Annotated in this window: 24 protein-coding genes; 13 read left to right on the forward strand and 11 right to left on the reverse strand. The window is 46.8% G+C overall.

Annotated features, from left to right (window positions below):
* Nucleotides 1–777, reverse strand: coding sequence for a deoxyribose-phosphate aldolase (deoC, locus tag GV64_RS01105; RefSeq protein ID WP_020582045.1), 777 nt, complete (start codon nucleotides 775–777; stop codon nucleotides 1–3).
* Between the two features lie 907 nt (nucleotides 778–1,684).
* Between deoC and GV64_RS01115 the strand changes: the two genes are divergently transcribed.
* The 3 genes from GV64_RS01115 to GV64_RS01125 all read left to right on the forward strand — a co-directional run bounded on the left by GV64_RS01115 (nucleotide 1,685) and on the right by GV64_RS01125 (nucleotide 5,214).
* The gene (locus tag GV64_RS01115; RefSeq protein WP_020582042.1) at nucleotides 1,685–3,079 is read left to right on the forward strand and encodes a glutamate decarboxylase; all 1,395 of its coding nucleotides are present in this window, start codon (nucleotides 1,685–1,687) and stop codon (nucleotides 3,077–3,079) included.
* Between the two features lie 118 nt (nucleotides 3,080–3,197).
* Complete coding sequence (locus GV64_RS01120) at nucleotides 3,198–4,148, forward strand: LysR substrate-binding domain-containing protein (protein WP_152553888.1); 951 nt, start codon at nucleotides 3,198–3,200, stop codon at nucleotides 4,146–4,148.
* Nucleotides 4,149–4,335: 187 nt separating this feature from the next.
* Nucleotides 4,336–5,214, forward strand: a complete 879-nt coding sequence (locus tag GV64_RS01125; RefSeq protein ID WP_157236974.1) for a metallophosphoesterase — start codon at nucleotides 4,336–4,338, stop codon at nucleotides 5,212–5,214.
* A gap of 6 nt (nucleotides 5,215–5,220) precedes the next feature.
* Here GV64_RS01125 and GV64_RS01130 read toward each other — a convergent pair whose 3' ends face one another.
* From GV64_RS01130 to betB, 4 genes are all read right to left on the reverse strand, one after another.
* On the reverse strand, nucleotides 5,221–6,201 hold the full coding sequence (locus tag GV64_RS01130; protein WP_020582039.1) for a zinc-dependent alcohol dehydrogenase family protein: 981 nt from the start codon (nucleotides 6,199–6,201) through the stop codon (nucleotides 5,221–5,223).
* Between the two features lie 179 nt (nucleotides 6,202–6,380).
* Nucleotides 6,381–7,598 (reverse strand): BCCT family transporter, encoded by a 1,218-nt coding sequence (locus tag GV64_RS01135; protein ID WP_020582038.1) that lies wholly within the window; start codon nucleotides 7,596–7,598, stop codon nucleotides 6,381–6,383.
* Nucleotides 7,599–7,713: 115 nt separating this feature from the next.
* Nucleotides 7,714–9,414 (reverse strand): choline dehydrogenase, encoded by a 1,701-nt coding sequence (gene betA, locus GV64_RS01140; RefSeq protein ID WP_020582037.1) that lies wholly within the window; start codon nucleotides 9,412–9,414, stop codon nucleotides 7,714–7,716.
* 20 nt (nucleotides 9,415–9,434) lie between these two features.
* Nucleotides 9,435–10,889 carry a betaine-aldehyde dehydrogenase gene (gene betB, locus GV64_RS01145; protein ID WP_020582036.1) on the reverse strand — a complete coding sequence of 485 codons (1,455 nt, stop codon included), beginning with the start codon at nucleotides 10,887–10,889 and terminating at the stop codon, nucleotides 9,435–9,437.
* A gap of 696 nt (nucleotides 10,890–11,585) precedes the next feature.
* Here betB and GV64_RS01150 point away from each other — a divergent pair.
* Nucleotides 11,586–12,050 carry a hypothetical protein gene (locus tag GV64_RS01150; RefSeq protein WP_020582033.1) on the forward strand — a complete coding sequence of 155 codons (465 nt, stop codon included), beginning with the start codon at nucleotides 11,586–11,588 and terminating at the stop codon, nucleotides 12,048–12,050.
* Between the two features lie 368 nt (nucleotides 12,051–12,418).
* Nucleotides 12,419–13,288 (forward strand): SDR family NAD(P)-dependent oxidoreductase, encoded by an 870-nt coding sequence (locus GV64_RS01155; RefSeq protein ID WP_020582032.1) that lies wholly within the window; start codon nucleotides 12,419–12,421, stop codon nucleotides 13,286–13,288.
* 9 nt (nucleotides 13,289–13,297) lie between these two features.
* Here the strand turns inward: GV64_RS01155 and GV64_RS01160 are convergent, their stop codons facing one another.
* Nucleotides 13,298–13,759, reverse strand: coding sequence for a nucleoside deaminase (locus GV64_RS01160; RefSeq protein WP_020582031.1), 462 nt, complete (start codon nucleotides 13,757–13,759; stop codon nucleotides 13,298–13,300).
* Nucleotides 13,760–13,906: 147 nt separating this feature from the next.
* On the opposite strand from GV64_RS01160, the gene GV64_RS01165 reads away from it, so the two are divergent.
* Nucleotides 13,907–14,503 carry a hypothetical protein gene (locus tag GV64_RS01165; protein ID WP_152553889.1) on the forward strand — a complete coding sequence of 199 codons (597 nt, stop codon included), beginning with the start codon at nucleotides 13,907–13,909 and terminating at the stop codon, nucleotides 14,501–14,503.
* An 88-nt stretch (nucleotides 14,504–14,591) separates the two neighbouring features.
* On the opposite strand, the gene GV64_RS01170 is transcribed toward GV64_RS01165, so the two are convergent.
* Both GV64_RS01170 and GV64_RS01175 read right to left on the reverse strand, forming a co-directional pair.
* Entirely contained in the window at nucleotides 14,592–15,482 is an 891-nt protein-coding gene (locus GV64_RS01170; RefSeq protein ID WP_020582029.1) for a DMT family transporter, read from the reverse strand.
* A 157-nt stretch (nucleotides 15,483–15,639) separates the two neighbouring features.
* Nucleotides 15,640–15,909, reverse strand: a complete 270-nt coding sequence (locus tag GV64_RS01175; protein ID WP_020582028.1) for a hypothetical protein — start codon at nucleotides 15,907–15,909, stop codon at nucleotides 15,640–15,642.
* Nucleotides 15,910–16,139: 230 nt separating this feature from the next.
* Here GV64_RS01175 and GV64_RS01180 point away from each other — a divergent pair, with 230 nt between their 5' ends.
* From GV64_RS01180 to pyrF, 3 genes are all read left to right on the forward strand, one after another.
* A complete protein-coding gene (locus tag GV64_RS01180) occupies nucleotides 16,140–16,739 on the forward strand; it encodes a glutathione S-transferase family protein (RefSeq protein ID WP_020582027.1) in 600 nt (199 codons plus the stop codon).
* Between the two features lie 420 nt (nucleotides 16,740–17,159).
* Nucleotides 17,160–18,197 (forward strand): hypothetical protein, encoded by a 1,038-nt coding sequence (locus GV64_RS01185; protein WP_152553890.1) that lies wholly within the window; start codon nucleotides 17,160–17,162, stop codon nucleotides 18,195–18,197.
* 164 nt (nucleotides 18,198–18,361) lie between these two features.
* Nucleotides 18,362–19,201 (forward strand): orotidine-5'-phosphate decarboxylase, encoded by an 840-nt coding sequence (gene pyrF, locus GV64_RS01190; protein ID WP_020582025.1) that lies wholly within the window; start codon nucleotides 18,362–18,364, stop codon nucleotides 19,199–19,201.
* Nucleotides 19,202–19,246: 45 nt separating this feature from the next.
* Here pyrF and GV64_RS01195 read toward each other — a convergent pair whose 3' ends face one another.
* From GV64_RS01195 to GV64_RS01205, 3 genes are all read right to left on the reverse strand, one after another.
* Nucleotides 19,247–20,095, reverse strand: coding sequence for an ABC transporter ATP-binding protein (locus tag GV64_RS01195; protein ID WP_020582024.1), 849 nt, complete (start codon nucleotides 20,093–20,095; stop codon nucleotides 19,247–19,249).
* Nucleotides 20,096–20,161: 66 nt separating this feature from the next.
* Complete coding sequence (locus tag GV64_RS01200) at nucleotides 20,162–21,190, reverse strand: ABC transporter permease (RefSeq protein WP_020582023.1); 1,029 nt, start codon at nucleotides 21,188–21,190, stop codon at nucleotides 20,162–20,164.
* Nucleotides 21,191–21,232: 42 nt separating this feature from the next.
* Entirely contained in the window at nucleotides 21,233–22,654 is a 1,422-nt protein-coding gene (locus GV64_RS01205; protein ID WP_034843897.1) for a CmpA/NrtA family ABC transporter substrate-binding protein, read from the reverse strand.
* Nucleotides 22,655–23,048: 394 nt separating this feature from the next.
* On the opposite strand from GV64_RS01205, the gene can reads away from it, so the two are divergent.
* The 4 genes from can (at nucleotide 23,049) to GV64_RS01225 (ending at nucleotide 25,418) form a co-directional block, all read left to right on the forward strand.
* Entirely contained in the window at nucleotides 23,049–23,720 is a 672-nt protein-coding gene (gene can / locus GV64_RS01210; protein WP_020582021.1) for a carbonate dehydratase, read from the forward strand.
* 120 nt (nucleotides 23,721–23,840) lie between these two features.
* The gene (locus GV64_RS01215) at nucleotides 23,841–24,266 is read left to right on the forward strand and encodes a hypothetical protein (RefSeq protein ID WP_020582020.1); all 426 of its coding nucleotides are present in this window, start codon (nucleotides 23,841–23,843) and stop codon (nucleotides 24,264–24,266) included.
* An 82-nt stretch (nucleotides 24,267–24,348) separates the two neighbouring features.
* A complete protein-coding gene (locus GV64_RS01220; RefSeq protein ID WP_020582019.1) occupies nucleotides 24,349–24,774 on the forward strand; it encodes a hypothetical protein in 426 nt (141 codons plus the stop codon).
* 110 nt (nucleotides 24,775–24,884) lie between these two features.
* Nucleotides 24,885–25,418, forward strand: coding sequence for a cytochrome b (locus GV64_RS01225; protein WP_020582018.1), 534 nt, complete (start codon nucleotides 24,885–24,887; stop codon nucleotides 25,416–25,418).
* Nucleotides 25,419–25,461: the final 43 nt, after the last annotated feature.

The raw sequence follows: 25,461 nt of genomic DNA on the forward strand, positions 1-25,461 counted from the left end.
TCAGTATCCTTCTTTGCTGGCTTCACCCTGTTTCAGGCCAAGAGCAATCAACAGGTTGCTCAACAGGCTACTGGCTCCAAACCGGTAATGACGGCGGTCCACCCAGCCTTCACCCATGATTTCGTCAGCCAGATCAAGATGCAGAGCAGCATCTTCAGCCGTTTTGATACCACCCGCAGGCTTGAAGCCTACCTGTGTATTACCGCTGTCACGAATAGCTTCCAGCATGATACGAGCTGATTCTGGCGTCGCATTAACAGGCACTTTACCAGTTGAGGTTTTAATGAAATCAGCACCAGCATCAATGGAAATTTCGCTGGCTTTACGAATCAGGGAGGGATCCTTCAACTCGCCTGTTTCAATAATCACTTTTAACAATACATCTGCACCACAGGCCTCTTTGCAGCGACGAACGAGCTCTGCACCTACTTCCTCATTACCAGCCATCAGTGCACGGTATGGAAATACGACGTCGACTTCATCGGCACCATAAGCGACAGCAGCCTTTGTTTCAGCAACAGCGATTTCAATATCATCGCCGCCTTCAGGAAAGTTTGTTACCGTCGCAATGGTAACGTCATTCAGGCCGAGAGAGTTCAGTGTCTTCCGGGCAACCGGAATGAAGCGGGGGTAGATACAGACAGCAGCAGTATTCCCGGCTTCCGTATGAGCCTGATGACAAAGCTCAATAATTTTCTCTGGCGTATCGTCATCATTCAGGGATGTAAGATCCATCAATTGCAGAGCCAGACGGCTACGGACATTAAGATCGGTCATGAGGCAATCCCTCTGGAAAAATTGGCAACCAGCCAGTGACTGATAATTGAGAATAGCCATGAACCAGAAGCATCAAGTTCATAAGCCAGTGGAACCTGTTTCAATAGTATACCAATCAACAACTCAAGCCCTGAGTGAATCCTGTTTTCAGATAGGACGTATCGAACTTACTCATTCATTGGCTTGATTCAGAAAGAATCAGAAGTGATTGGCATCAAAATTCAGACACAAAAAAACCCTGTAAAAATACAGGGTTTTTTCGCTGATCATCCACCTGAGTCTACAGGGCATACTGCAGGCTCATTCGCCCATTGCTGAAGCATCGGCCTATTGGAACAGGCAACGGTAATAGCCCGAGCTTATTTCAGCCAGCCATACTGGTTCCCGCCAGTATCGCCATGGAACGACGAAGAATACTATCGGCTGATGACAGCAGGGTATATCAACAAAATAAGGATGCTCATTCTAACTTTTTGAACAACACCCGAGCTCTGTTAGAACCTGACACCTGTCTGGAAACAGCACTTCCTTCAAAGCGACAATTCCTGTCTATACTCCTGATAGATCTCTGATGCCAGCCATCGTGCATCTGTTTTCCTCATACAGTTTTCTAAAGCTAGGGCCTGTTGACGTTTCGTTGCGAGGCTCAGTGGGCCAGAAAAGCGTCATATGCGCGAAAGACATGTGCTGTCCGTAGCCATTCTACGTCAAGCAAGTCTAACAAAGCAGATGGCGCTTTTCTGGGTCACCCGAAGGGCGTATCAGGGCGCCCCTATGACGTTGTTGCTGCATTTTGAAAGGCAACGCGCATTCCTGCAATGCCGCGCCTAGTCATAGGAACGCACTGATACGCTGAGCACACAACGAAACGTCAACAGGCCCCAATGCCTGTCCTGGAGCCTGAATCATGCCACTGCATTACCGCGATGATATTCTGGACAATCTTGTAGACGACGTTTACGCCTCGTCGGATCTTTCGGTCAGCATGCCAAAATACAAGATGCCGGAAAAACAACAGGAACCACGGCATGCTTATCAGGTGGTTCATGATGAGCTAATGCTGGATGGTAACTCCCGTCAAAACCTCGCCACGTTCTGTCAGACCTGGGTTGATGATGAAGTCCACAAAATCATGGATGAGTGTGTCGACAAGAACATGATCGACAAGGATGAATATCCGCAAACCGCAGAGCTTGAGAGCCGCTGCGTGCATATGCTGGCGGACCTCTGGAACTCTCCTGATGCCATGAATACCCTTGGCTGCTCCACAACGGGCTCCAGTGAAGCGGCCATGCTTGGAGGTATGGCTCTGAAATGGCGCTGGCGTGAAAAAATGAAGCAGCAGGGAAAACCAACAGATAAACCTAATATGATTTGTGGCCCGGTTCAGATTTGCTGGCACAAATTCGCTCGTTACTGGGATATCGAACTCAGAGAAATCCCTATGGAAGGGGATCGCCTGATTATGAATCCCGAAGAAGTCATCAAACGCTGCGATGAAAACACAATAGGCGTCGTGCCAACCCTGGGCGTAACCTTTACCTGCCAATACGAACCAGTCGAAGCGGTCAGTAAAGCACTGGACAAACTTCAGCAGGATACCGGGCTGGATATTCCCATACATGTGGATGCAGCCAGTGGCGGGTTTCTGGCACCCTTCTGTGATCCTGACCTGGTCTGGGACTTCCGCCTGCCCCGAGTTAAGTCCATTAATGCTTCCGGGCATAAATTTGGACTGGCGCCTCTAGGCGTCGGCTGGGTCGTTTGGCGTGACAAGGAAGATCTGCCAGAGAATCTGATCTTTCGCGTGAACTATCTCGGCGGTGATATGCCAACCTTTGCGCTGAATTTCTCTCGCCCCGGTGGACAGATTGCTGCCCAGTACTACATATTTCTTCGACTTGGAAAAGAAGGCTATCGCCGTATACAGCAAGCCTGTTATGAAACCGCTCAATATCTCAGTAAACAGATAGAACAGTTAGGCATATTCGACATTATTTATAACGGCAAAGGTGGCATACCCGCCATGAGCTGGTCATTAAAGAAAGGGCTTAGCCCAGGCTTCAACCTTTACGACCTATCCGATCGCATCCGCAGCCGAGGCTGGCAGATCGCGGCTTACTCCATGCCAGCCAACCGCGAAGATCTGGTTATCATGCGTATTCTGGTTCGTCATGGCTTTACCCATGACCTTGCTGACTTACTGGTGGATGACCTGAAACGCTGTCTCGATTATTTCGAAAAACATCCGGTTCAAGAGCCCGGCAATGCCGAAGACTCCTCCGGTTATAACCATAATTAACTCACTGCCCGCACGCTTACAATAAAGAGAGTGTGCGGGAATACAAAAAATCTGCAAACAAAAAGCACTGATCAGGTATTATTGCCAGCCTCATCGACACAATGCATTGCAGCCTTCTATGATTCCAACGGAAACGCTTCAGATTGTTCGGGCAGTTGCCCATTTTCGTAACTTTACAGCTGCCGCCAAACATCTGCATAAAGTGCCATCGGCAATCAGCTATACCGTTAGAAAACTGGAAGACCGCCTTGGTGTGCAACTGTTTCTACGCGACAGCAAACGTGTTGATCTGACACCCGCTGGCGAACACTTCATTGAACATACTGACAAGCTTCTTGCATCCCTCGAAGAACTTGAAAACAGTACACGACAATTAGCTACTGGCTGGGAACAGGAACTGCGCATAGCGCTGGACAACGTGGTTAACCAGGGAAAGGTCTATGACCTGATCCACGACCTTCAGGCCGTGCGACCTGAAGCAGGGCTGGTTATCAATACCGAAGTCTATAACGGTTCCTGGGACTCACTTTTCCATGGCCGTTGTCAGGTAGTCATTGGAGCTCCTCAAGATATTCCCGAAGCCATCCTTAATCAGGATCGTTTTGCCTGGCGCTCTATGGGTAACATGACCTGGGACTTTGTGGTCTCTCCAGACCACCCGCTGGCTAAACGGAAAGAACCCCTTTCTATGGAAGAACTTCAGGAATACCGCTCAATCTGTATTCAGGATACTTCACGCTTCTTCCGTCAGGGTTATAACCTGCTTCTGGAAAATCAGCAGGTACTGCTGGTTCCCAGTTTTCGGGCCGCGATCGAGTGTCTGTTAAGAGGCCTGGGTGCCACCATTCTGCCAAGCCATTTTGCAAAGCCTTATATTGCAGAAGGTTTGCTGGTTCGCAAGGAAGTCATTGACCTGCATTACAACGATGGCTGCCTGCTGGCCTGGAATCAGGAAAATATGGGACAGGGTCTGAAGTGGGTTCTCGACTGGCTGGGATCTGAAGCTTGGCTGAATAAAGTATGGCTTCAATACGATGACCAGGCTCCCATGGGATACCACGTTCCCTGAGACTGCTCTTTTCATCATAACGGACACACAGAGGCTGAAGTCTTTGTGTCCGTTATGATGAAAGATTGCACCATTAATCGCATTTTCTGAACAGCCCCACCCTGATTTACTCTTAAGTAATCTAATACCTCTCCTAGCGCCAACTAATATTTGCCACTTCCAAAAAGGCTTAGGAGCTATGGTTTTTATGACTGTTCGATCGGGTTGTCTTTTATTACTCAGTATTCTTACCAGCTCTTTTTCATGGGCTGAAACCGTAAAGCTCTCTCTCCACTCCGATCTGCATCAGGAGCATGTACCTAAAGACAAGAAGGAGCTCGTTACCGTCCCCGGAGCAGATATTATTATTCTTGCGGGTGATATTGATGAAGGCACGGACAGTATCGAATACGCTGAAAGTGTTGCAGTGAAGAATAATGCGAAAGTCATTCTTATTGCTGGAAACCATGAGTTTTACGATCATGACTTGTACGCTCTTCAGCATCAGTTAAACGATGCCGCCAATCAAATGTCTAATGTTTTTTTTCTGGAAAGAAATCAGCTTAATCTGGACGGAGTTCGCTTTCTTGGCTGTACATTATGGTCTTCGTTCGACCTTTTTGAAGAAGACCAGCCAGAAAGCACAACACACTACCAGCAAAGGGCAGAGGAAGCGGTATACGATTTTTACAAAATCGCTGTGGGTAACCGGCTGATAAGAGCTACTGACCAGATAAAGGAAAACAACGCGTGCAGGCAGTGGCTGGAAGAACAGCTGTCTATCCCATACTCTGGTCCAACGGTGGTTATCACACACTTTGCCCCAGTGCCTGAATGTATAGATTCCAAATGGGCTGGCTCAGAGCTATCCCCCTACTTTATAAACCGACTGAATGACATGATCTGGAAATGGCAACCAGACTTCTGGTTCTACGGCCATACTCATAGCAACATTAATCGAACGCTGGGAAAAACCCGTATCATGACTAACCAGAAAGGGCATGATAAACACACCCCTCCGGACTACCAACCAGAGCTGATTATTCCTATAGAGGTGAGCCCCACTTCGTTGCATCAAGAAGGATAATTTACTTCAGTCAGCAGTAAGAATAATCTTGCCAACCGCTTGCCTTGACTCAAGATGGCGGTGGGCATCAGCCACTTGCCAGATAGTAAAGGGGTGAGGATCAATCAGTGGCTTAATCACACCGTTATCCACCAGTTGAGCGACTTCCGTCAGAATCCGACCATGTGCCGACCTGTTGATACCATTAAAAAGGGGGACCAACATCAAAACACCGTGCAGACTCAAGCTTTTCATCAGCACCGGAAACGTATCTTCCACCGGCAGGGTGACAGCCACGTCACCATAAAAACGAACGGCCTCGAAGCTGTTTTTGATGTTCTCACCTACAACGGTATCAAACACTTTGTCATAGCCTACACCACCGGCAAATTGTCGTACGTATTCCTGCACCGATGTATCCAGCACATTAATCAGGTGATCAGCTCCAAGACCAGCCGCAATATCCAGCGTTCTTGGTTTGGTGGTTGCTGTTACCGTTGCACCAAAATGTCGGGCCAGCTGAATGGCAATATGGCCAACGCCACCGGTAGCACCATGAATCAGCACCCGATCACCCTTGGTGACTTTCAACTTGTCATGCAGCCCTTCCCAGGCCGTTATGGAAACCAGCGGCAAAGCTGCCGCTTCGCTCATTGACAGTGACTCAGGCTTTTTAGCCATCAACTCTGCATCGACCAGCATATAGTCAGCCAGAGCACCATTCTGCCCCGCAACACCACCGGCACATCCATACACCTCATCGCCGGGTTTGAATAAGGTAACACCCTCGCCAACATCATGAACGACTCCGGCAACATCGCCGTGAAGTATTTCCGGCCTGTTCTCAGACCATGGGTTCTTGGATGAACGCAGCATTACATCCAACGGGTTGACGCTACTGGCCTTAACCTCAACCACTATATGGCCGGGTTTAACCTCGGGCATTGGGTACTCAATACTCTCGAAAACATCAGCCGAACCAATGTGCCTTACGACCATAGCCTTCATAAAAACCCTCCGGCTCTTGGGAAAAACGACAGGAATTGGTTGCTTTAAAGTAGTTGATACAATTGGAAAGAAGGGAGAATTTATTGAAATGTACTTATTTATTGAGCATCTGCTTTAGACGGTAATAAAGAGGTGAGCAGTCATCCACCCATAATTTATGGATGGATGACCATTCTTCATCAGTTCACCAGCTCAATCTTGCCGTAATCCACTGCAGTCTTTTCATCGTTTGCTTTAATGTTCATCACTGGCTTCAAAGTAGTCAGCAGGATATAACCAAAGCAGGCAAAGAACAGCCCGATAACCAGAGCGCCAACCCATTGGATCTCCAGAAAATCCAGTTTGAACAGCATCGTCAGAATACTCATGGCAGCGATATTACCGAGGAGGTACTTCACCTTGCCAAGGCGCGCCACGGTCAAATTCAGGTTATCGGTGTAGAGCCGAACCAGAGAATCCAGAGAATTAATAACAAAGGTGATGCCAACCAGTGCCATCGCCAGATTGTAAAACCCTGCAGTTTCAAGCCCATTTGCATGATAGTAATACAATACTGAGAACCAGATACCCACCGGAATAGAGGGCACAATCAGCATCGCTGCAAATAACTGGCGCGTGGTCAACCCACCCACAAAACGGGAGGTAAACTGGCCAATCATAATGCTCCATGCGAACCACCAGAGCAGATAGAACTCATGGTAGTCATTCAACGGTAAAACGAACTGGTGAATGTTGCCAAAATAGTCACCCAGCAGAGCAGCGGTCTTGACCATTTCGACAGCACCATTCTCAGTGGAGACCATTGCACCGAGCCCCATGACAGCGATCAGCCCCAGAAACAGCAGCGTTGTAGCCACACTCAGGAATCTCACATAACGCAAACTGGTGCTGGAATAAACCGCAATAGCAATAACGACGAAAACAATCAGATAGAAAGAGGCAACAATCGTTTCCCCGTCCCCAACCTCGGGCAGGTACCAGGGCAGGTTGGCCAGCAGTAGATAAGCAGTGAAAGCACAGGTGCCAACAATCACAAGATTATTGATGAACTTAACCAGAGGTAATTCGAAGAAGCCCACCTTAGGCTCAATCACACAGAAATAGAAACAGGTCAGGAAATAAAAGGCCCAAATCAAAAAGCCCCAGAACCCAAACTCAATAGCCAGCGGGTTGGCAAATCCGTACTCAGGGCTCGCCGACAGATCTGCATAACCAGCAAATTCGGTTAACGGGAACATGATCAGCCCCACGTCCAACCCGGAAGTAAATAGAATCGCGATGAATGTCAGGGTGCGCACCGGCGTATTCCCAATACATCGGACACTCCCCCAACGAACCAGGATAAATGCCACCGCTAAAAACGTGAACAGTATGCCGGCTGATAACCAAGCAGTCATAAGCTTCTCCAGAGTTTGCTTGTTTATTATTATTCGGTCTGTGTGCTGCCCCTGTTGTTATAAATGATCAGAACAACACACCGTTTGGCCGGGTATCCGTCACCAGCCCCAGAACTTACATCGCAACACGCTCAGGGCTCCCCGAGCGTTGTCGTTCAAGCCAGCTTTCATCCATACCAACCACAGCGTCAGATGGACTCAGAGAGCCTTTGCCTCGAATAATATCCGCAGCTTTTTCCGCAACCATGATAGTGGGCGAATTCAGGTTCCCGTTGGGAATCGTTGGAAAGATGGAAGAGTCGACTACACGCAGTCGGGATATTCCATGGACACGGGTTTCAGGGTCAACAACAGCCAGATCATCACTGCCCATGCGACAAGAGCAGGATGGGTGATAAGCACTCTCCACAGCACTACGGACAAATGCATCGATTTCAGCATCTGTCTTTACACCATTACCCGGCTGAATTTCATCACCTCGAAAGGGGTCAAACGCTGGCTGATTGATAATCTCGCGGGTCAGGCGAACACAGTCACGGAAGCCCTCTCTGTCCACTTCATGTTCGAGATAGTTGAACTGTATTTCCGGATTATCCGATGGGTTGGCACTTTTCGCCCTTATCCAGCCACGGCTCTTAGGCTTGTTATGCCCGATATGTACCTGGAAACCATGCCCGTCAAAGGCACTTCGCCCGTCATAACGCATGGCCGCCGGCAAAAAGTGATACTGAAGATCTGGCCACTCCACACCCGCTTTGGAACGGATAAAACCACAGGACTCAAAATGGTTCGTGGCTCCAAGGCCTTTTCGATCAAGTAACCAGCGGGCACCGATCAGTCCCTTACTGAACCAATTCAGTTTGCCGTTCAGGGTGATGGGCTGCTTACACTTGAACTGGAAATAAAACTCCAGATGATCCTGCAGGTTTTCTCCTACGCCAGGCAGTTCATGCTGTACTGCAATGCCCGCCTCTTCCAGCACCGCTTTCGGCCCAATGCCCGACAACTGCAAAAGATGTGGAGAGCCAATAGAGCCAGCAGAAAGAATCACCTCCCGCTTTGCACGCACTTCCTGAACGTTACCCTTGCGTTCATAGCGGATACCAACGGCAATTTTTTCTTCAAGTAAGACTTTATGTACCAGCGCATGGGTAACAACCGTCAGGTTCGGGCGTGTCATGGCTGGCCGGAGATAAGCGTTAGCAGTTGACCACCGACGTCCATTCTTCACCGTCATGTGCATGGGACCAAACCCTTCCTGCTGACGGCCATTGTAATCATCGGTAGAAAAGTAACCGGCCTCTACACCCGCATCGACAAAGGCCTGATAAAGGGGGTTCTTCATCTCGTTGCCGTTGTTCACCCCCAGAGGGCCGCTATCCCCACGATAATCATCACCGCCAAATGCCCAGGTTTCTGCTTTCCTGAAATAAGGCAGGCAGTGTGCATAGCTCCAGCCTTCGGCTCCATGGCTCTGCCATTCATCAAAGTCCCGTGCATGACCACGTACGTAGACCATGCCGTTAATGGATGACGAGCCCCCCAGTACTTTGCCTCGAGGACAGTGCATACGACGGTTATCGAGGAAAGGCTCTGGTTCAGTTTCAAACTGCCAGGCAAATTTCTCGGTATTCATGGGAATAGAAAGTGCAGTTGGCATTTGAATAAACAGACTGCGATCACTGCCCCCATTCTCCAGCAGCAACACATTAACCGCAGGGTCTTCCGTCAAACGGTTCGCCAGCACACAACCCGCCGAGCCAGCACCAACAATGATGTAATCGTAAGTGGAAAGATTGTTCGATGATGTGGACATAAATAGCTCTGTCTTTTTTGTTAAAATGGGCTTTCCAGTGGTGTCATGCCCACATAGACAGACTTCAACTGCGTATAGTGACGAAGGGTTTCCATGCCGTTCTCACGGCCGATACCGGACAATTTGTACCCACCCACAGGCATCTCCGCCGGCGATAGCCCGTAGCTGTTAATCCAGCAGATTCCGGCCTCCAGTTGCTGGGTAACCCGATGAGCACGCCGGATATCCTGGGTATAGACACCCGCGGCCAGACCGTAAGTGGTGTTATTGGCCCTATGTACCACCTCTGGCTCATCGTCAAATACCAGCAGCGACATGACTGGCCCAAAAATCTCCTGACGAACAATGGTCATATCATCATGGCAGTCGGTAAAAATGGTTGGCGCTACAAAATAACCACCGGACGCGTTTTCAGGCGACAATGGATTACCACCCTCAAGCAGGGTTGCCCCTTCATCCAGCCCGGACTGAATAAAGTCCAATACCACTCGATGATGCTTCTCGGAAATCAGGGCTCCGAAATTGGTAGCAGGGTCCATTGGATCACCAGCCACAATATTATTGCGGGTACGAGTCAGCAGCTTTTCAACAAACGCGTCATAAACTGAACGATGCACAAATACTCTGGTTCCATTGGTACAGATTTCTCCCTGAGTATAAAAATTACCCAGCATCGCCGCAGATACTGCTTCGTCCAGGTCTGCATCTTCAAAAATAATCAGAGGAGATTTACCACCAAGTTCCATGGTGACTTCTTTCAGTGAAGAGGCTGCAGCAGACATGACTTGTCTGCCGGTATTCACTTCCCCAGTGAACGACACTTTTGAGATATCAGGATGCCCGGTCAGCCACTTGCCAACCTCGGCATCCCCCAGCACAACATTGAACACACCTTCCGGTACACCCGCCTCAATAAAGATTTCGGCCAGCTTAAGGGCACCATGTGGCGTCTCTTCTGAAGGTTTGAAGATCATGCTGTTACCACAGGCCAGTGCAGGAGCTGATTTCCAGCAGGCAATCTGCAGGGGGTAATTCCAGGCCCCAATACCTGCACAGATCCCCAACGGCTCGCGGCAGGTATAATAAAAATCGTCACCCAGGCTTTGCTGGTTGCCCTCGATGGCAGGAGCGAGCCCAGCAAAAAATTCAATTGAGTCAGCACCGGTAACGACATCCACAACCGATGCTTCCTGCCAGGACTTACCGGTATCTTCCACCTCAATAGCCGCCAGCTGATCATTGCGCTCTCTTAACAGAAGTACCGCTTTTTGCAGAATACGACTGCGTTCTATGCCAGTCATGGCCGACCACTGTTCAAATCCCCGGCGGGCACTGCTAATTGCTGCCAGTCTGATCGCCTCATCAGCCACTTCAGCCTGATAAGCAACTTGTCCAGTCGCAGGATTAATAACCTCAAATGTCTCACCGCTACTGTTACTGCAATAGTCGCCATCCACAAAGTTTCTGAGGCGCATCAAGTTTCTCCGTACTACTTCGTCTTGTTTTTAAAAAGCTGTTCAACCAGAGATTTATCAATAGAACGCTGCGAAGCCCTATTCATAAAAAACCACAGGCAAGAATTACTAAAACGCCAAACACTGCATTGGAGACTTTGGGCGGATAGATCTGGCAGGAGCAGCGGCCTGAGAGCCATGGATTTAATAAGATGAAACCATGAACAGAATCTATCAAAAGGCATATATTGATAGATAAATGGAACACTAACTTTCAGCACATTCTTATTATTTAACAGCCAATTGATTAGAAGTCTAACCAACATAGCATTACACATCAATACAAAAACATTGAATAAAATCATCAAACTACAGCAAAACCACACTCAAAATTAACAAGTTTCAAATTAGCTACAGAGAAATATTTTAGACCACTAACTAATTTTCTGCTGAGATCTTCCATGCGAGAGCAGGCCTTGCTTATTGATGGCAAAGAAGCCCTTGAGAAAAGACTGAATCCATAGGAAGAGGTGCATGACTTGGAAACTCATCAAACACAGGGGCATTTATCCTGATGATTCTTATTAATTTACTGCTTATTTGCGAATAATTGGCCTGATTTTCCGCTTGGTCAGCGATACTGGCAGCTTTGTTAGACAATCTTCTTCAAAATCAATGATATAAAAGACTGAAAATGACTTGTAGGGGAGTAAAGCCATGGAATCGATCAAGCCAGTTTTCGGTCAGCAGGAGTTAACCATACAGGACCTAAGCCAGGATATGCTCGGTCTGGATAGTATGGACAGCATAGATAACCCTCTGGGCTGTCATGACAGTGCACTTGTGCAAATCGAGATGTACAGCCGGATGATCTGCTATGGCATCAATAACCCATTCCCGCACTCACGCCAACATTTGGCTTTTGCACTAATTGGCATTAAAAGCTTACTCAACCAGATCAGTCTGGCAGAACTGGTAATGGGTAGCTCGGAGATTAAAGAAACGCCAGTCAAACAGGTACGTCCGGATATCCTGCACATGGAAAAACTCGACCAGTTATTAGACTGCCCTATGATTGCCGGCAGCCTGCCCACACTGAGAGAAGCACTGCGATTTGTTCACAGCAAGGACCAACAGGAAATTTACAACATTCTTAAGCGTAAGCTGAAAGGGGAAAGTTAATGCTGTCAGGGGTAGGCTTCTGCCCCTTGGGCATTCTTTCGTTCATACAAGGACTGATACGCAGGACATAAACAAGCCCACTCTTTTAATTACTGCTCTCTCCATCCAATTATAACTAAATCAAAATTTTTCTATGTCGTTTAGATAAAAACAAAGAATCTTAAAGTGGATATTTTCGTCAATATAAGTAAATCATTTTTTCAACCTTCTATAAGATCACTTATGTTAAACCTACCGTATAAACTCGGTGCTTAAAAAACAAGGTGTTAACACAACCTTTTTATTACTGTGTTAGAGTTGCCAACGGATTAAGCCAGAGAAGCTCTTTCCATAACGGAAGATATTCGAAAAATAAAGGGATGACAAAAGTGAAAAAAAAGAAATATGCACTTATTACCGGAGCTACCAGTGGTATCGGTATTCCAACAGCTATTGGAGTTGCAAAGCGTGGTTATCACACCACTCTGATCTGCCGCAATCCAGCAAAGGGCGAATCCCTGAAGCAGCGTATCACTGAAGAAACGGGTAATCATGACGTTGATATTATTCTCGCAGACCTGACTTCTCTGGAAGATGTCCGTAAGGCAAGCCACAGCTATATCAACTCAGGAAAGTCACTTCACCTGCTCATCAATAACGCAGGTATTATTAATACGACTCATGAGATGACTCAAGATGGCTATGAGGCAATGTTTGCCGTTAACTACCTGAGCGTTTTCTTGCTGACAAGCCAGCTCCTTCCTTTACTTAAAAGCTCTGGCGATCAAACAGATAACAATAGCCGAATTATTAATGTCAGCTCTGAAGGCTATAAGATGGCAAAGCGCATCGATTTTGAAAATATCAATGCCGAGAAGGGATTTAAAACTTTCCCGGTTTATGGCCACTCAAAGCTGGCCCTCATGCTGTTCAACCTTGAGCTAGCTGAGCAGCTTTCCCAACACCCTGTAAATACTTATACCGTTCACCCTGGCGCAGTAAACACCAATCTCGGCTCTGGGGATAACACCATCCTCAGTCGTTTTTTATTTCCGATGCTACGGCCATTTTTCAAGACACCGGAACAAGGTGCAGCAACGACCTTGTACGTAGCCTTTGAGCCAAAAGCTGATGGCCAAAATGGTTTTTATTATGCTAACTCTAAAGTCAGGAAATTGGGGAAACAGGCCAAAGATAGTGTCCAGGCGAAAACCTTATGGAGCTGGACTGATAACCGGCTGTCTGAGTTTTATAATTAATGAGTTAAGTCATGAAGGGTGTGGCCAGAATTCCATTATCAGCTCTGCAGCCAGCTCTTCTTCAAGTGGGCCTATAGATTCAATTACTGGATGGCATTTATTAAAAATATCCCGACAGCTCACATTGATGGATTGTCCGGCAATCTGTTGAAGGGCTTTTCCACTGCAACCAAATACAACCCTTGAAATACCAGCCCAGTAAATAGCTCCAGAACACATTGCACATGGTTCAGAGCTGACAAACAGGGTACATTGCTTCAGCTCATTCAGAGAGAGCTGCTGATGCGCTTTGGTGATCAGATTCATAACTGCATGCCGAGCCACATCACCATCAGCATTCGCAGTATTTCCTGCTTCTAACAGCACTTGGTCTTCCCGTGCAAGCAAAGCTGAAAATGGCAATTGCCCCCGATTAGCCCGTTGCCTTGCTAAATCAATGCTGCGTATAAGCAAAGATGAATACTCATTCATGAAACACGACCGAGCTTGATAGCTACTACTGTTTCAGTAGTTTAGCTCGTATTAAATTGTCGTCTATATTATTTTTTATCGTATATAAAAACTATTCAACTAATAAAGCATTCTTTAGCAACCAGTCAGATAGTAATTGATAATATTGTGAATACTTATGGTTTTACTTGTACTTTTATTGAGGAAGTTATTGCAATGCTCTTCAAGCCTTTAAATAGAAAAGGTTATTCAACTTCATTATTATTTACGCCAATACTGCTTAGTTTGAGCATCTCAGCAATAGCCTCACCTATTGCTTATTACTCTAACTCTTCATTGAGTGGTGTATGGGTCTATCGGTCATTTAAAAACGATCAGAACCTTGATACCGAATTTAATAAGCTGCAATTTGGCAAAGGGTATTTGACTCTGACAATTGACGGAGGTGAAGTGACTGGCTGTATAGGGAACAATGGCTGGCAACTTGAAATATCTGGCCAAAAAAGTGTACGGCCTGATGGAAAACATACCTTTGACCTAACAGGGAAAGGTATCGTTGACCATGAGCCATGGCAATACGACTATTCTGCTCAACTTGAGCCTACTATGCATGGTGCCCAAAATCAGGCACTGGCCATAACTGGCTCAGTTCTGAGAGTTTTGTCTCACAGTGAAGGTAAATCTCCCGCTGGTGAAGTCGCGTCATTTACTGCAGTAAAAATAACGGATACTGACTTAATCCCTATGGACTTTCAGTGCGACTAGCTAAGCTTCATTTTCTATCGATATAACCCACTCCACACAGGGCCTCAAAAAATCAACAGAAATTGCCTTCTCCCCGCTGAAGTGCAGTTTATTTAGCGATGTGCGCTTTATCAAAATTCACCCCAAGCGCGATATAGTTACCAGCAAGGACAACCAGAACCCCCAGCAAGCTCAATGTCGTCCACTGATAGCCTTCAAACATGGTAGCAATAAATAAAGCGATGATTGGATAAATAATATCTACATAGGCCGTGCGATCAGCACCAATTCGCCCAATCAGGGCAACATAGGAGGTCATTGCCAGAATCGATCCGAATAAAGCAAGGTACAGCAAAGAAAACACATAAGGTTTGCTCCATTGAAACGAAGGCAGTTTTCCCAGGGAAAGTGCAAAGACTGCAGTAAATATTGAACTGTACATCATCGCCGTCATTACTACAGGTAATAAAGGAAGCCCACTTTTTTTATTGATTTCACATATCAAACTGCCAATTGAAAAAAATATACAGCCAACAAACGCCATAACAATACCTTTCATCAGATCAGTCGTCAGACTACTCGCTAACTCAGGCAGAAAGACCATCACGATTCCCAGAGAACCAAGCACTCCACCAATGACTACAGGCAAACGGACCGGATTCCCAAGCCAGAAGCGGCCAATGATGACGTTGAGATAGAGCATACTGGTACACACCAGCGCAGACTGTGCACTATTGATATAGAGCTCACTGAGATACACCAGCCAGTAAGAAATACCGCAGAAGCAAATACCCTGCAGAAATATTCTGAGATGTTGTCGCACAGTGAATTGGACAGGAGCCCGCTGCAGGAAGCAGACCGCCATTAAAATAAGGCCAGCCAGGAGAAATCGGTAACTGATAGACCATAGAGGATCAACATCACCCAACTGAAAAGTAATGGCATACCATGTCGAACCCCAGACAAAGGAACACAGGCTGAACAGCAGGATATTCTGCATTTTGTCTTACCTACAAAAGCAAGAGCCATACACTGCAAAATAGCCCTAAACCATCAGGCAACAACCCTGTTTTTTATGATGGTTTAAGCGGTATGACTCAATTATTAAAATCAGGAAGAGACAAAATAGTTGATGATAATAAGTAAGGAGCGTTTTTTCAGAGTTCCTCTACCCATGGCATCTCTGGTAGAGCATTCAGGTTAGTGTTGTATCGCTGCTCATTAAATGCAGCTTGATTATTAACCACATCCACCAGTTCAACGCACAAGGCACAGGCTATGTATTGAATTGCTTCTTCTCTGTCGATCCCCTCAAGCATGAGCCGCATCAGCGTTTCTTTCACCCTTGGCGGGTTATTTTCTGCCAGCTGATTCTCTACTATTTCGATGACCGCTTCACCACCCATCAAGTCATCATTATCAATCATTCCAAACACCTTATATTCTCAGAAAAGTCTGCATTTTATAGGTGGCAGCTTTTAAAAGCCCACTCTTTATAAAAGACTGAACAGTGTCGTTTATCACGCAGTCTTTATAAAACCACCAAATACCCCGAACGCTTCCCCGCTGTCATCACCAACCTACAAATTGAACTTGCGTCGTCTTTAAATAAAGAGTACGAATGACGGCTTGAACCTTGGCAAACAGGAGGAAGCCTGTGTACAAAGTTTACGGAGATGCTCAGTCCGGCAACTGCTATAAGATTAAGCTACTGATGAGCCATCTTGATATTGAGTGTGAGTGGGAGCACATCAATATTTTGGGTGGAGGCACCCATACCGATGAGTTTCTGGCGATGAATCCCAATGGTAAGATTCCGGTAATGGAATTGCCCGATGGGAATTATCTGTGGGAATCCAATGCCATCCTGAACTACCTGGCTGACGGCACAGACTACTTACCTTCGGACCCTTTCCTCAGGGCAAAAGTTCTGCAGTGGCAGTTTTTTGAGCAGTACAGCCATGAGCCTTATATCGCAACAGCCCGGTTTATCGTGAAATACCTGGGCAGGCCCAAGAAACATGAGGCAACACTTCAGGCAAAGAAAGCCAGTGGTTACAAGGCACTGCAGGTTATGGAAACTCACCTGGAGCACCACGACTGGCTGGTTGGTGACCGGATGACCATTGCCGATATCAGCCTGTACGGCTATACACACGTTGCGCCAGAAGGCGGATATGGCCTGACTGACTTTCCTTTTATCATGGCCTGGATCAAACGAGTTAGAGAGCATCCTAAACACGTGAAAATGGGCTAACCATTCTACTCAAGCTGACTGTTCTCGGCACTCTCATAACTCAGCTTGTCTAGATAGCAGTTATGAGAGGCTAAAATAAGTCCAGTAATGAGTCATATTATTTTTCCACCTAAAGGAAACCATTTACTATTAGACCAGTCATAAGAACATCACTATCTTAAAATTCTATGACTACAGGTCTAATTATTTATGCAGGCGTCAGCCCCCTTAAGCTCTGACCCACTGGCCATTCTTACTAAAACACCCGAAAAGAGCGTGTCAGAAAGTCCACAAAACTCAAAAGCAGCCGTCGTACCTGTTGAAAAGAAGCTGCCGCCAGCCGACCTGGACTGTCACTACCTTCCCATCAGAACCCAGGCACAGCTTAATGAACGGCTGGTACACCATATGAAGATGGTATGTGACGCCCAGGCCTATAGTGTGAAAGTAATCAAACAATACATTCAACACCTTAAAGAAGGGATCGTTGACAGGAATGAAGAACAGCTGGCACTGGCCTGTTTGAATAAAGGGTTTCACTACCCGAATCAATACCTTGAGTTTCTTGAAGAATTGCAATCAACCAACCCTCTTTTGGACAAAACATTATCTCTGCTGCGCAAAAAGCAAGCTTTCTCAGAAGGCTACCCTCCGACACTGAAATCTAAAGCTGAATCTCAAAGAACGTTGATGGTGCTACAAAAGGATATTGATCGATTTTCAAGAGAAGCTAAAGCAAGACCTTTTTGCTATGTTAGGCCACCAAACTCTCAACTGACACCCAGCGAGACATTGTTAAAACTGCCAGAAGCTCTCTGTTTTTTTGATTGTGGTCAGGCAATAAACTATTCGGCTTATAGAGCAGTGCTTGATGTTGTGGGGGACAAGCGTTTTGACGAAATCTTACGTCAGGTTAAGTTCCGAATAAGTGCTAACCTTAATAATAAAAACGACTATATTACTTTACTTTTTGAATTTCCGAGCATAAAGCGCTCTGAGCCTTTAGTTTCAGGTCATTGTTACTCTTTCAGAAATCATCCTTTTTACCAATACAAAGACCCATATGGCCCTATGGCAGCATGGAATGTGGTTTATTCTGGTGAAGCGCAAGGAGAGAAGACTTTCATTGGGTTTGGTTTACCGGTCCCCTGTTCTGAAGAGCATATACATAAAGTGATGGTGAATGCCTGCAATAGCTCACCTTACAATGAGCGTTACTTTCTTCCTGAACATAGGGAGTCAATAAAGCAGAATGTAGCCCGTTTAAGGGCATCTCATGTAAAGCAATATGACTTATCCAAGACAGTTACGATGGAAGAGTTTAATGCACACACAGAGACAGGCCTTGACTATGATATTTCAGCAGAACTCACTTTAGAGCATCTACAACACATAAGCTTGTTATCTCGAGCAAGTTACTTTAATCAACAGATTGAAACAGGAAAATGGCAAATACAGCGCCCAAGAATAGTGGAGTAAAATGGTAAAGTAAGGAGGTTAGGCTTATACAAATGTTAGGCAATTTCACTTGCTCCGGTGATTACTCTAATTAGCCTATGAAGCAGCCATACAGGGCATGTAAAAGCTGACGGATACTGCTAGACTCCCCGCTCAGCACTTTTTAGATAACGCTGAGGTTTAAAATGGGGTTTCTTGATCGGGTTCAGGCTGCCATGGAGAAAAACAACTCTCTGTTGTGCGTAGGCCTTGATCCTTCACCCGAGCGCTTTCCTGCATCGATTCAGGCGATGGAAAAGCCTATCTTTGAATTCAATAAAGCCATTATTGATGCAACAGCTGACCTTGTCTGCTCTTATAAGCCTCAGGCTGCCTATTACCATGCCTGCGGTGCAGAAGATCAGCTGGCCATGACGATTGATTACATTCGTACTCAATATCCTGATATCCCGGTTATTCTCGACTCCAAGCGTGGTGATATTGGCAGTACTGCCAGTCAGTATGCCATTGAAGCCTTTGAGCGCTACCAGGCCGATGCGGTAACCGTAAACCCCTATATGGGAATTGATACCATAGAGCCATTCTCAAGTTATGCTGATAAAGGCACTGTTGTTCTTTGCCGAACCTCCAACCCTGGCGCTGCAGCTATCCAGAACCTGCTAGTCCAGCAGGACTCTTCCGTAGAGAATGGCAACACCGCCATGCTCTACGAAGTCATCGCCAGAATGTGCAAGGAGCAGTGGAATGGAAACAACAACATTCTGCTGGTTGTTGGCGCAACAAACCCAACTGAATTAAAGCGTATCCGGGAAATTACCGGAGATATGACATTTCTGGTACCTGGTCTTGGGGCTCAGGGCGGTGACGTTGAGGCAACCGTTAAAAATGGCCTCAACAGCGAGGGTAAGGGAATCATCGTGAACTCATCTCGTGGCATTATTTATGCCAGTGGTGGCGATGACTTTGCCGAGGCAGCAAGGAATGCAGCTGTCAAATTACGGGATCAGGTAAACCTGTACCGATAATAGCTTTAAGTGCTCTGTAGCAGTTACAGAGCACTTCCTGTCTCCTTAAGCAGCTTCATGCTGCCTGCTTTCCTCCAGCTTTTTCTTAGCCCTGGATTTAGCAATGGGTTCGACCTTCCTTTGCTTCTCATAAAGGAACTTCAAGACTTCTGAGCGCAGTCGTGTATATTCCGTATCCTGTGCCAACTCCAAACGGTCACGGGGCCTTTCCAGGTTAATCTCAAGAATCTCCCCCACCGTGGCGGCGGGACCATTGCTCATCATCACGATACGGTCTGACAACAAAACAGCTTCATCCACATCATGGGTGATCATGATCACTGTGTTATTCAGCTCCTGCTGGATTTCCATCAGAGAGTCCTGCATATGAGCCCGGGTGAGTGCATCCAAAGCACCAAATGGTTCATCCATCAACAGTATCTCCGGCTGCATGGCCAGTGCCCGGGCAATACCTACCCGCTGCTTCATGCCTCCACTGATTTCATCCGGGCGCTTATGCATGGCGTGATCCATATGAACCAGTTGCAGATTATGCTCAATCCAGTTTTTGATCTCGGCTTTGGTTTTAGAACGGCCAAACACCTGTTTCACCGCTAGCTCAACATTCTGATAAGCCGTCAGCCAGGGAAGGAGAGAATGATTCTGAAAAACTACAGCCCGATCAGGACCAGGCTCGGAAACCTCCCGACCATTTAAAATCACACCGCCGCTGCTGGCCTGCAGAAGCCCCGCCACGATATTCAACACCGTTGACTTACCACACCCTGAGTGACCTATCAGAGAGACAAACTCACCTTGGGCTATTTTCAGGTCAACACCTTTGAGTGCGGTAAAAGGGCCCTTCGGTGTATCAAAGACCATATCGATATGACTGATATCCAGCAGTGTACTCATGAATTGGGTTCCCTTTATTTGGCTCTGTTGACATAAGGTTGCAGGCTCAGTGGCTCAAACCAGAGCCTAATGACTGACCTTTGATTTATCCCAGGAGACAAAACGTTGAATCTGCAGCATGGTTCGATCAAGGCCAAAGCCAATTACACCAATCACGATGACGGCAACCATAATGCGCGCCAGAGAGTTGGAACTGCCATTCTGAAACTCATCCCAGACGAACTTGCCCAGCCCTGGACTCTGAGCCAGCATTTCCGCAGCGATCAGTACCATCCAGGCTACCCCAAGGGAGAGCCGCATTCCGGTAAAAATCATGGGCACCGATGCAGGTAGAACAATTCTCTGAACATGCTTAAGTGCGGGCAGTCGTAGTACACGACTAACGTTTAACAAATCACTGTCCATTGAAGACACACCGACCGAGGTATTGATCACCATTGGCCACAGACAGCAGAGCATGACGGTGATCATCGAATTTAAAAAAGACTTGGCTACCAGGGGATCAGGGCTGATATATAGAGCACTGACAACCATGGTCACCAGCGGCAGCCAAGCCAGGGGAGAAACCGGTTTAAAAATCTGAATGATCGGGTTCACCGCAGCATGCAGTGTTTTGTTGAGGCCTACGGCAATACCAAGGGGTATTGCAATCAGAGCCGCCAGCAGAAAACCACTCATCACAGTCACCAGACTGGTAACAATCTGATCGAGAAAGGTTTCCTTACCGGTATAGGCCCGGATTTTCGGAACATAGTCAGGATCTTTGGCGACACGGGCAGCATTACGTTTTTCCTGCCGCTCATAGAACGCTTCTGCCTTTTCCCGCTCGGTTATATGCTCCTGGTAGAGAGAGCCAAACTGCTCCCATACAACAGCAGGTCCAGGAAATTTGCCTAACGAGGTATCAATATTCCGGGCAGCTCCTGACCAGAGCATCAGAAAGGCAACGATACCGATAATGGGCATCAGTACCGCACCGAACAACTTCCCGGGATTCACAGCAGCTTTTGCACTCAGCCCGGAAAGAAAAGGCAATGGTGATGACTTGCTCTGTTCACCATTCACTGGCTGGCTGACAACCGTGGCATCCGTCATAATCCACTCTCCTTCACTTTCTCTTCAAGACAGGTAACAGGATCAAATCCTGTCACCCTGCTTCAGACCGATGGTGAACTGATTGATGTAGTCGTTTGGTTTTTTGCCGTTGTAGACCAGGTTGTCGATAAAGTGGGTCTGTGGGTCGCGGAAACCATCTTCTGACTCGAAGTCAGGGAAGTCCTGCAGACTGACCAGTGCTTCATCCACCAATGATAGCGCCGCTTTTTCATAAATATCCGGACGATACACTTTAGCTGCCAGCTCCTTGTACCACTCATCGCTCTTATCATCTGAAATCTGTCCCCAGCGACGCATCTGAGTGAGATACCAGATCGCATCCGAGTAATATGGGTAAGTAGCGTTGTAGCGGAAGAAGACATTAAAATCTTCTACAGGTCTCTTGTCGCCTTTCTCATACTCAAAGGTGCCTGTCATGCTATTTGCGATGACTTCGTAGTCAGCACCAACATAGTTGGATTGCGAAAGGATTTTGACCGCCTCAGGCCGGTTGGCATTATCATTGGCATCCAGCCATTGGGCTGCCCGAATCAGGGCTCGCGTCAGACGGATGGTGGTATTGGGATACTTTTTATAGAACTCCTCGGTAATCCCAAACACCTTCTCAGGATTGTTTTTCCAGATTTCATAATCAGTCACCACAGGCACACCAATGTTCTTGAAGACCGCCTGCTGATTCCAAGGCTCACCCACACAGTAACCATAGATGGTGCCAGCCTCCATGGTGGATGGCATCTGTGGTGGTGGAGTGACAGATAAAAGGGCATCGGCATCTATCTGCCCAGAAGTATCCCCTTTATGAGGGGCATAAAATCCTGGGTGAATACCTCCGGCTGCCAGCCAGTAGCGAAGTTCATAATTGTGGGTAGAGACGGGAAAAACCATACCCATATTAAACGGCTTGCCTTCAGACTGGTATTTCTCAACCACCGGTTTCAGGGCATCCGCTTTAATCGGGTGCTGAGGGCGGCCATCGGCCATTTTGGGAATATTTGGCTTCATCTGATCCCAGATTTCATTGGAAACAGTGATCCCATTGCCATTCAGGTCCATGGAGAATGGCGTAATGATATTGGCCTTGGTACCAAATCCCATGGTGGCGGCCAGCGGCTGGCCTGCCAGCATATGAGCACCATCCAGACGACCATCAATCACGCCATCGAGCAGCACTTTCCAATTCGCCTGTGCTTCAATCGTGACGTAGAGCCCTTCATCTTCAAAAAAGCCCTTTTCATAAGCAATAGCAATGGGCGCCATATCCGTCAGCTTAATAAAGCCTATAGTCAACTCTTCCTTTTCCGGATAGCCAAGCTCAAACTCAGCCTTAGCGCTGGCATGACTGGCAACACTACTCACCCCAATTAATGCACTGATTACAGTGGCCTTGCTTAGTTTAGAAACCTGTTGAACTGATACCTTTTTAAAAGGCTTTAACCACTTCATTCTTCCCTCCCCCCTATAAGAGATCTCTCTACTTCGAACTGGACTCTCCGTAATCAAGCATCACTCTTTTCCGGTTCCAGTCCATGTACAGAGATGAACTATCGGGTAGCCAGCAGAAAGCATGCCAAGTGCGGACCAAATTGATAACCAACTGAATTTAAAGGCATTAGCTTATTCTGACTGACAAACAACTTACGTCTTTGCCGGGGGTGAAACTCGATCAGAGATACCAATGGAGGTGCAACTGCATCAAGCTTTCCGCCTGACTTGCACCAATCCAAGTCATTTCAAATACATCACTTAACGGTATTTTCGGTTACAAACCTCTTACATTAGAGTGCTGGTCTTGCCACGGCGGAGTTGCTATAACGTTCTCCAGTTATGGAACAGGAATATGGATCTGGAAAATATGTCTAATCTGGAAAACCTACTTGAAAATAATAACCAGTGGTCCAAGTCCATTCGTGAAGAACATCCTGGTTTTTTTGAAAAGCTGTCAGAACAGCAGGCACCTAAGTATCTGTGGATCGGATGCGCAGACAGTCGGGTACCCGCCAACGAAATCGTTGGCCTTTTACCTGGCGAGTTATTTGTGCACCGTAATGTTGCCAATGTGGTGGTCCATACTGACCTGAATTGCCTTTCTGTTCTTCAATATGCGGTTGACTACCTTAAGGTCGAGCACATCATTGTTACGGGACACTACGGCTGTGGCGGTGTACGCGAAGCCATGAACAACTCCAAGCTGGGGCTGATTGATAACTGGCTGAGACATGTTCAGGACGTAAAAAAGAAACACTCCGAGCTTCTTGAAAATGCTGGTACTGACGATGAACAGTTCCAGAGAATGTGCGAGCTTAACGTTCTGGAACAAGTGCTAAACGTGTGTCAGACCACCATTGTTCAGGATGCCTGGGAGCGTGGCCAGAAGCTTACTGTTAACAGCTGGGTTTATGGTTTGAAGGATGGTCTTGTTAGAGACTTGGGTCTGAGCGTTGGTTCAAACGAGGAGATTGACGCAAAGTATCCAGCTGCGCTTGATAAGATTGCCCATAAATCAGGTTAATTCCCGTGATCATTGGAGTTGCAGCTCTCCTGCAATTCCAACCATAAAGGGCATAAAACTCACGTCTTAGATTCCAAAGTCTATACTTCCATCCGTTCACACAAATGGAAGTATGGTTTTATGTTAATTGCCTGTCGCAGAGCCTCCCTCCTTATTTCCGGCTTTTTGCTGTCCAGTGCTGTTACCGCAGCCCTGGCCGTACAACCAACACATCCTACCGGATACTGGGTACTTAAAAATAAAGATCCCGAAACACCTTATGGTGGCTTGAAGCTGAATCGACCGAAATCTTTTTCCCTGCTGTTGTTTGACAGTAATTGTCAGCTTTATCGGGCAGAAGGGAGTATCCGGCAGAAAAAAGGGACATGGGAACTGAAAAATCAGGCAGATCACAGCAACGTATTCACTATGACTGAGGAAAATCACAAGCTGAAACTGGTGGATACGGAAGGGCAGGTTATGCTGTTTACATCTGTTTCTGAAGCTGAGCTGGAAAAAGAGTTAAAAACAGCAAGGCATCAGCAATGCCACCTTTCCAAGCATTAGAGAGAATTCACCAATGTACCCGGTTATTCATAAAATGGGGCTATCCAGAAATTACCTTCGACAACTAACTCCATGTCTTCTCATGTTTCTGCTTCTTGTCTGTTCATCGATACAGCAGGTAGCGGCTGCTCAAAACTCAGACCTCACCAAAAATACTCCCAAAGCCATTAACTACAACAATTTCTATCTGGTAACTTGGGATACCAAATCAATTACGGACCGCAAAGCTTTTGATGCGCTTCTTTCAGAGCAGGCAGGCAGCCTGCTCAAACTATGGAAAGCTGGCAAGATTGAAAATGTCTACATTGATCCAAAACCAACCGACCAGACTGGCCATAGAGTAGGTACAGTGGCATTTTTTGTCCGTGCGACAACACCCGAAACTGCCGATGCTGTTCTTGCAGAGATGCCTTTTGTAAAAAAGCGGATAGTGAATTACAACCTGAAGGAGGTCGGTGCCTTCTGGCTGGGACGCCCTGAGGATCTCGGTATTGGCACAAATGACTGATAATCTGGCTGCTGATACGCTTTGATACAACCTCGGAATGAATAGCTGTAGCACAAAAACACTATAATAAATTACGATACCGTATTACCTAAAAAAAACAGGTCGAACCGATGAGCAACTCTGATAAATACCCCGTACTCATGCGACTGATGCACTGGATTGTTGGCCTTCTTATCCTTGGGATTATAGGTGCAGGCTGGTACATGGTCGGGCTGGATGACAGCGTTAGCTATAAATATGATATTTACCACTGGCACAAATCTTTCGGTGTTTTGATCATCTTCCTGTTATTTGCCCGTCTGGTGATTCGCTGGGCCAGCAAGGTTCCAAAGCTACCCGACAGTATACCCGCTTATCAGAGAAAACTTGGAACTCTGGTGCACTGGCTCCTTTATCTCTTTATGTTCCTGGTACCAGTGAGTGGATACATGATGTCTGACGCTGGCGGTCGTGATGTGCCTCTCTTCAATCTGGTGATGCCCAGCTTCCTGGAAAAGAACCCAGAGCTGGCAGGTCGACTCCATGATATGCACGTAATCATCCCCTACGTTCTACTGGGCATCGTGGTATTGCATACTCTGGGAGCTATTAAGCATCGCTTTTTTGATAAGCCTGAGCATGATGTGCTTCGTCGGATGCTTTGATTCCTTCAATTTAAGAAAAAGGCCCTCAATTGAGGGCCTTTTT

This window comes from Endozoicomonas elysicola, from assembly GCF_000710775.1.
Lineage (GTDB): Bacteria > Pseudomonadota > Gammaproteobacteria > Pseudomonadales > Endozoicomonadaceae > Endozoicomonas > Endozoicomonas elysicola.

What these genes read in the sequence shown, in the direction of transcription:
- deoC (WP_020582045.1), bottom strand. Translation starts at nt 777, where the DNA reads ATGACCGATCTTAATGTCCGTAGCCGTCTGGCTCTGCAATTGATGGAT.
- GV64_RS01115 (WP_020582042.1), top strand. Translation starts at nt 1,685, where the DNA reads ATGCCACTGCATTACCGCGATGATATTCTGGACAATCTTGTAGACGAC.
- GV64_RS01120 (WP_152553888.1), top strand. Translation starts at nt 3,198, where the DNA reads ATGATTCCAACGGAAACGCTTCAGATTGTTCGGGCAGTTGCCCATTTT.
- GV64_RS01125 (WP_157236974.1), top strand. Translation starts at nt 4,336, where the DNA reads ATGACTGTTCGATCGGGTTGTCTTTTATTACTCAGTATTCTTACCAGC.
- GV64_RS01130 (WP_020582039.1), bottom strand. Translation starts at nt 6,201, where the DNA reads ATGAAGGCTATGGTCGTAAGGCACATTGGTTCGGCTGATGTTTTCGAG.
- GV64_RS01135 (WP_020582038.1), bottom strand. Translation starts at nt 7,598, where the DNA reads ATGACTGCTTGGTTATCAGCCGGCATACTGTTCACGTTTTTAGCGGTG.
- betA (WP_020582037.1), bottom strand. Translation starts at nt 9,414, where the DNA reads ATGTCCACATCATCGAACAATCTTTCCACTTACGATTACATCATTGTT.
- betB (WP_020582036.1), bottom strand. Translation starts at nt 10,889, where the DNA reads ATGCGCCTCAGAAACTTTGTGGATGGCGACTATTGCAGTAACAGTAGC.
- GV64_RS01150 (WP_020582033.1), top strand. Translation starts at nt 11,586, where the DNA reads ATGGAATCGATCAAGCCAGTTTTCGGTCAGCAGGAGTTAACCATACAG.
- GV64_RS01160 (WP_020582031.1), bottom strand. Translation starts at nt 13,759, where the DNA reads ATGAATGAGTATTCATCTTTGCTTATACGCAGCATTGATTTAGCAAGG.
- GV64_RS01170 (WP_020582029.1), bottom strand. Translation starts at nt 15,482, where the DNA reads ATGCAGAATATCCTGCTGTTCAGCCTGTGTTCCTTTGTCTGGGGTTCG.
- GV64_RS01175 (WP_020582028.1), bottom strand. Translation starts at nt 15,909, where the DNA reads ATGATTGATAATGATGACTTGATGGGTGGTGAAGCGGTCATCGAAATA.
- pyrF (WP_020582025.1), top strand. Translation starts at nt 18,362, where the DNA reads ATGGGGTTTCTTGATCGGGTTCAGGCTGCCATGGAGAAAAACAACTCT.
- GV64_RS01195 (WP_020582024.1), bottom strand. Translation starts at nt 20,095, where the DNA reads ATGAGTACACTGCTGGATATCAGTCATATCGATATGGTCTTTGATACA.
- GV64_RS01200 (WP_020582023.1), bottom strand. Translation starts at nt 21,190, where the DNA reads ATGACGGATGCCACGGTTGTCAGCCAGCCAGTGAATGGTGAACAGAGC.
- GV64_RS01205 (WP_034843897.1), bottom strand. Translation starts at nt 22,654, where the DNA reads ATGAAGTGGTTAAAGCCTTTTAAAAAGGTATCAGTTCAACAGGTTTCT.
- can (WP_020582021.1), top strand. Translation starts at nt 23,049, where the DNA reads ATGGATCTGGAAAATATGTCTAATCTGGAAAACCTACTTGAAAATAAT.
- GV64_RS01215 (WP_020582020.1), top strand. Translation starts at nt 23,841, where the DNA reads ATGTTAATTGCCTGTCGCAGAGCCTCCCTCCTTATTTCCGGCTTTTTG.
- GV64_RS01220 (WP_020582019.1), top strand. Translation starts at nt 24,349, where the DNA reads ATGTTTCTGCTTCTTGTCTGTTCATCGATACAGCAGGTAGCGGCTGCT.
- GV64_RS01225 (WP_020582018.1), top strand. Translation starts at nt 24,885, where the DNA reads ATGAGCAACTCTGATAAATACCCCGTACTCATGCGACTGATGCACTGG.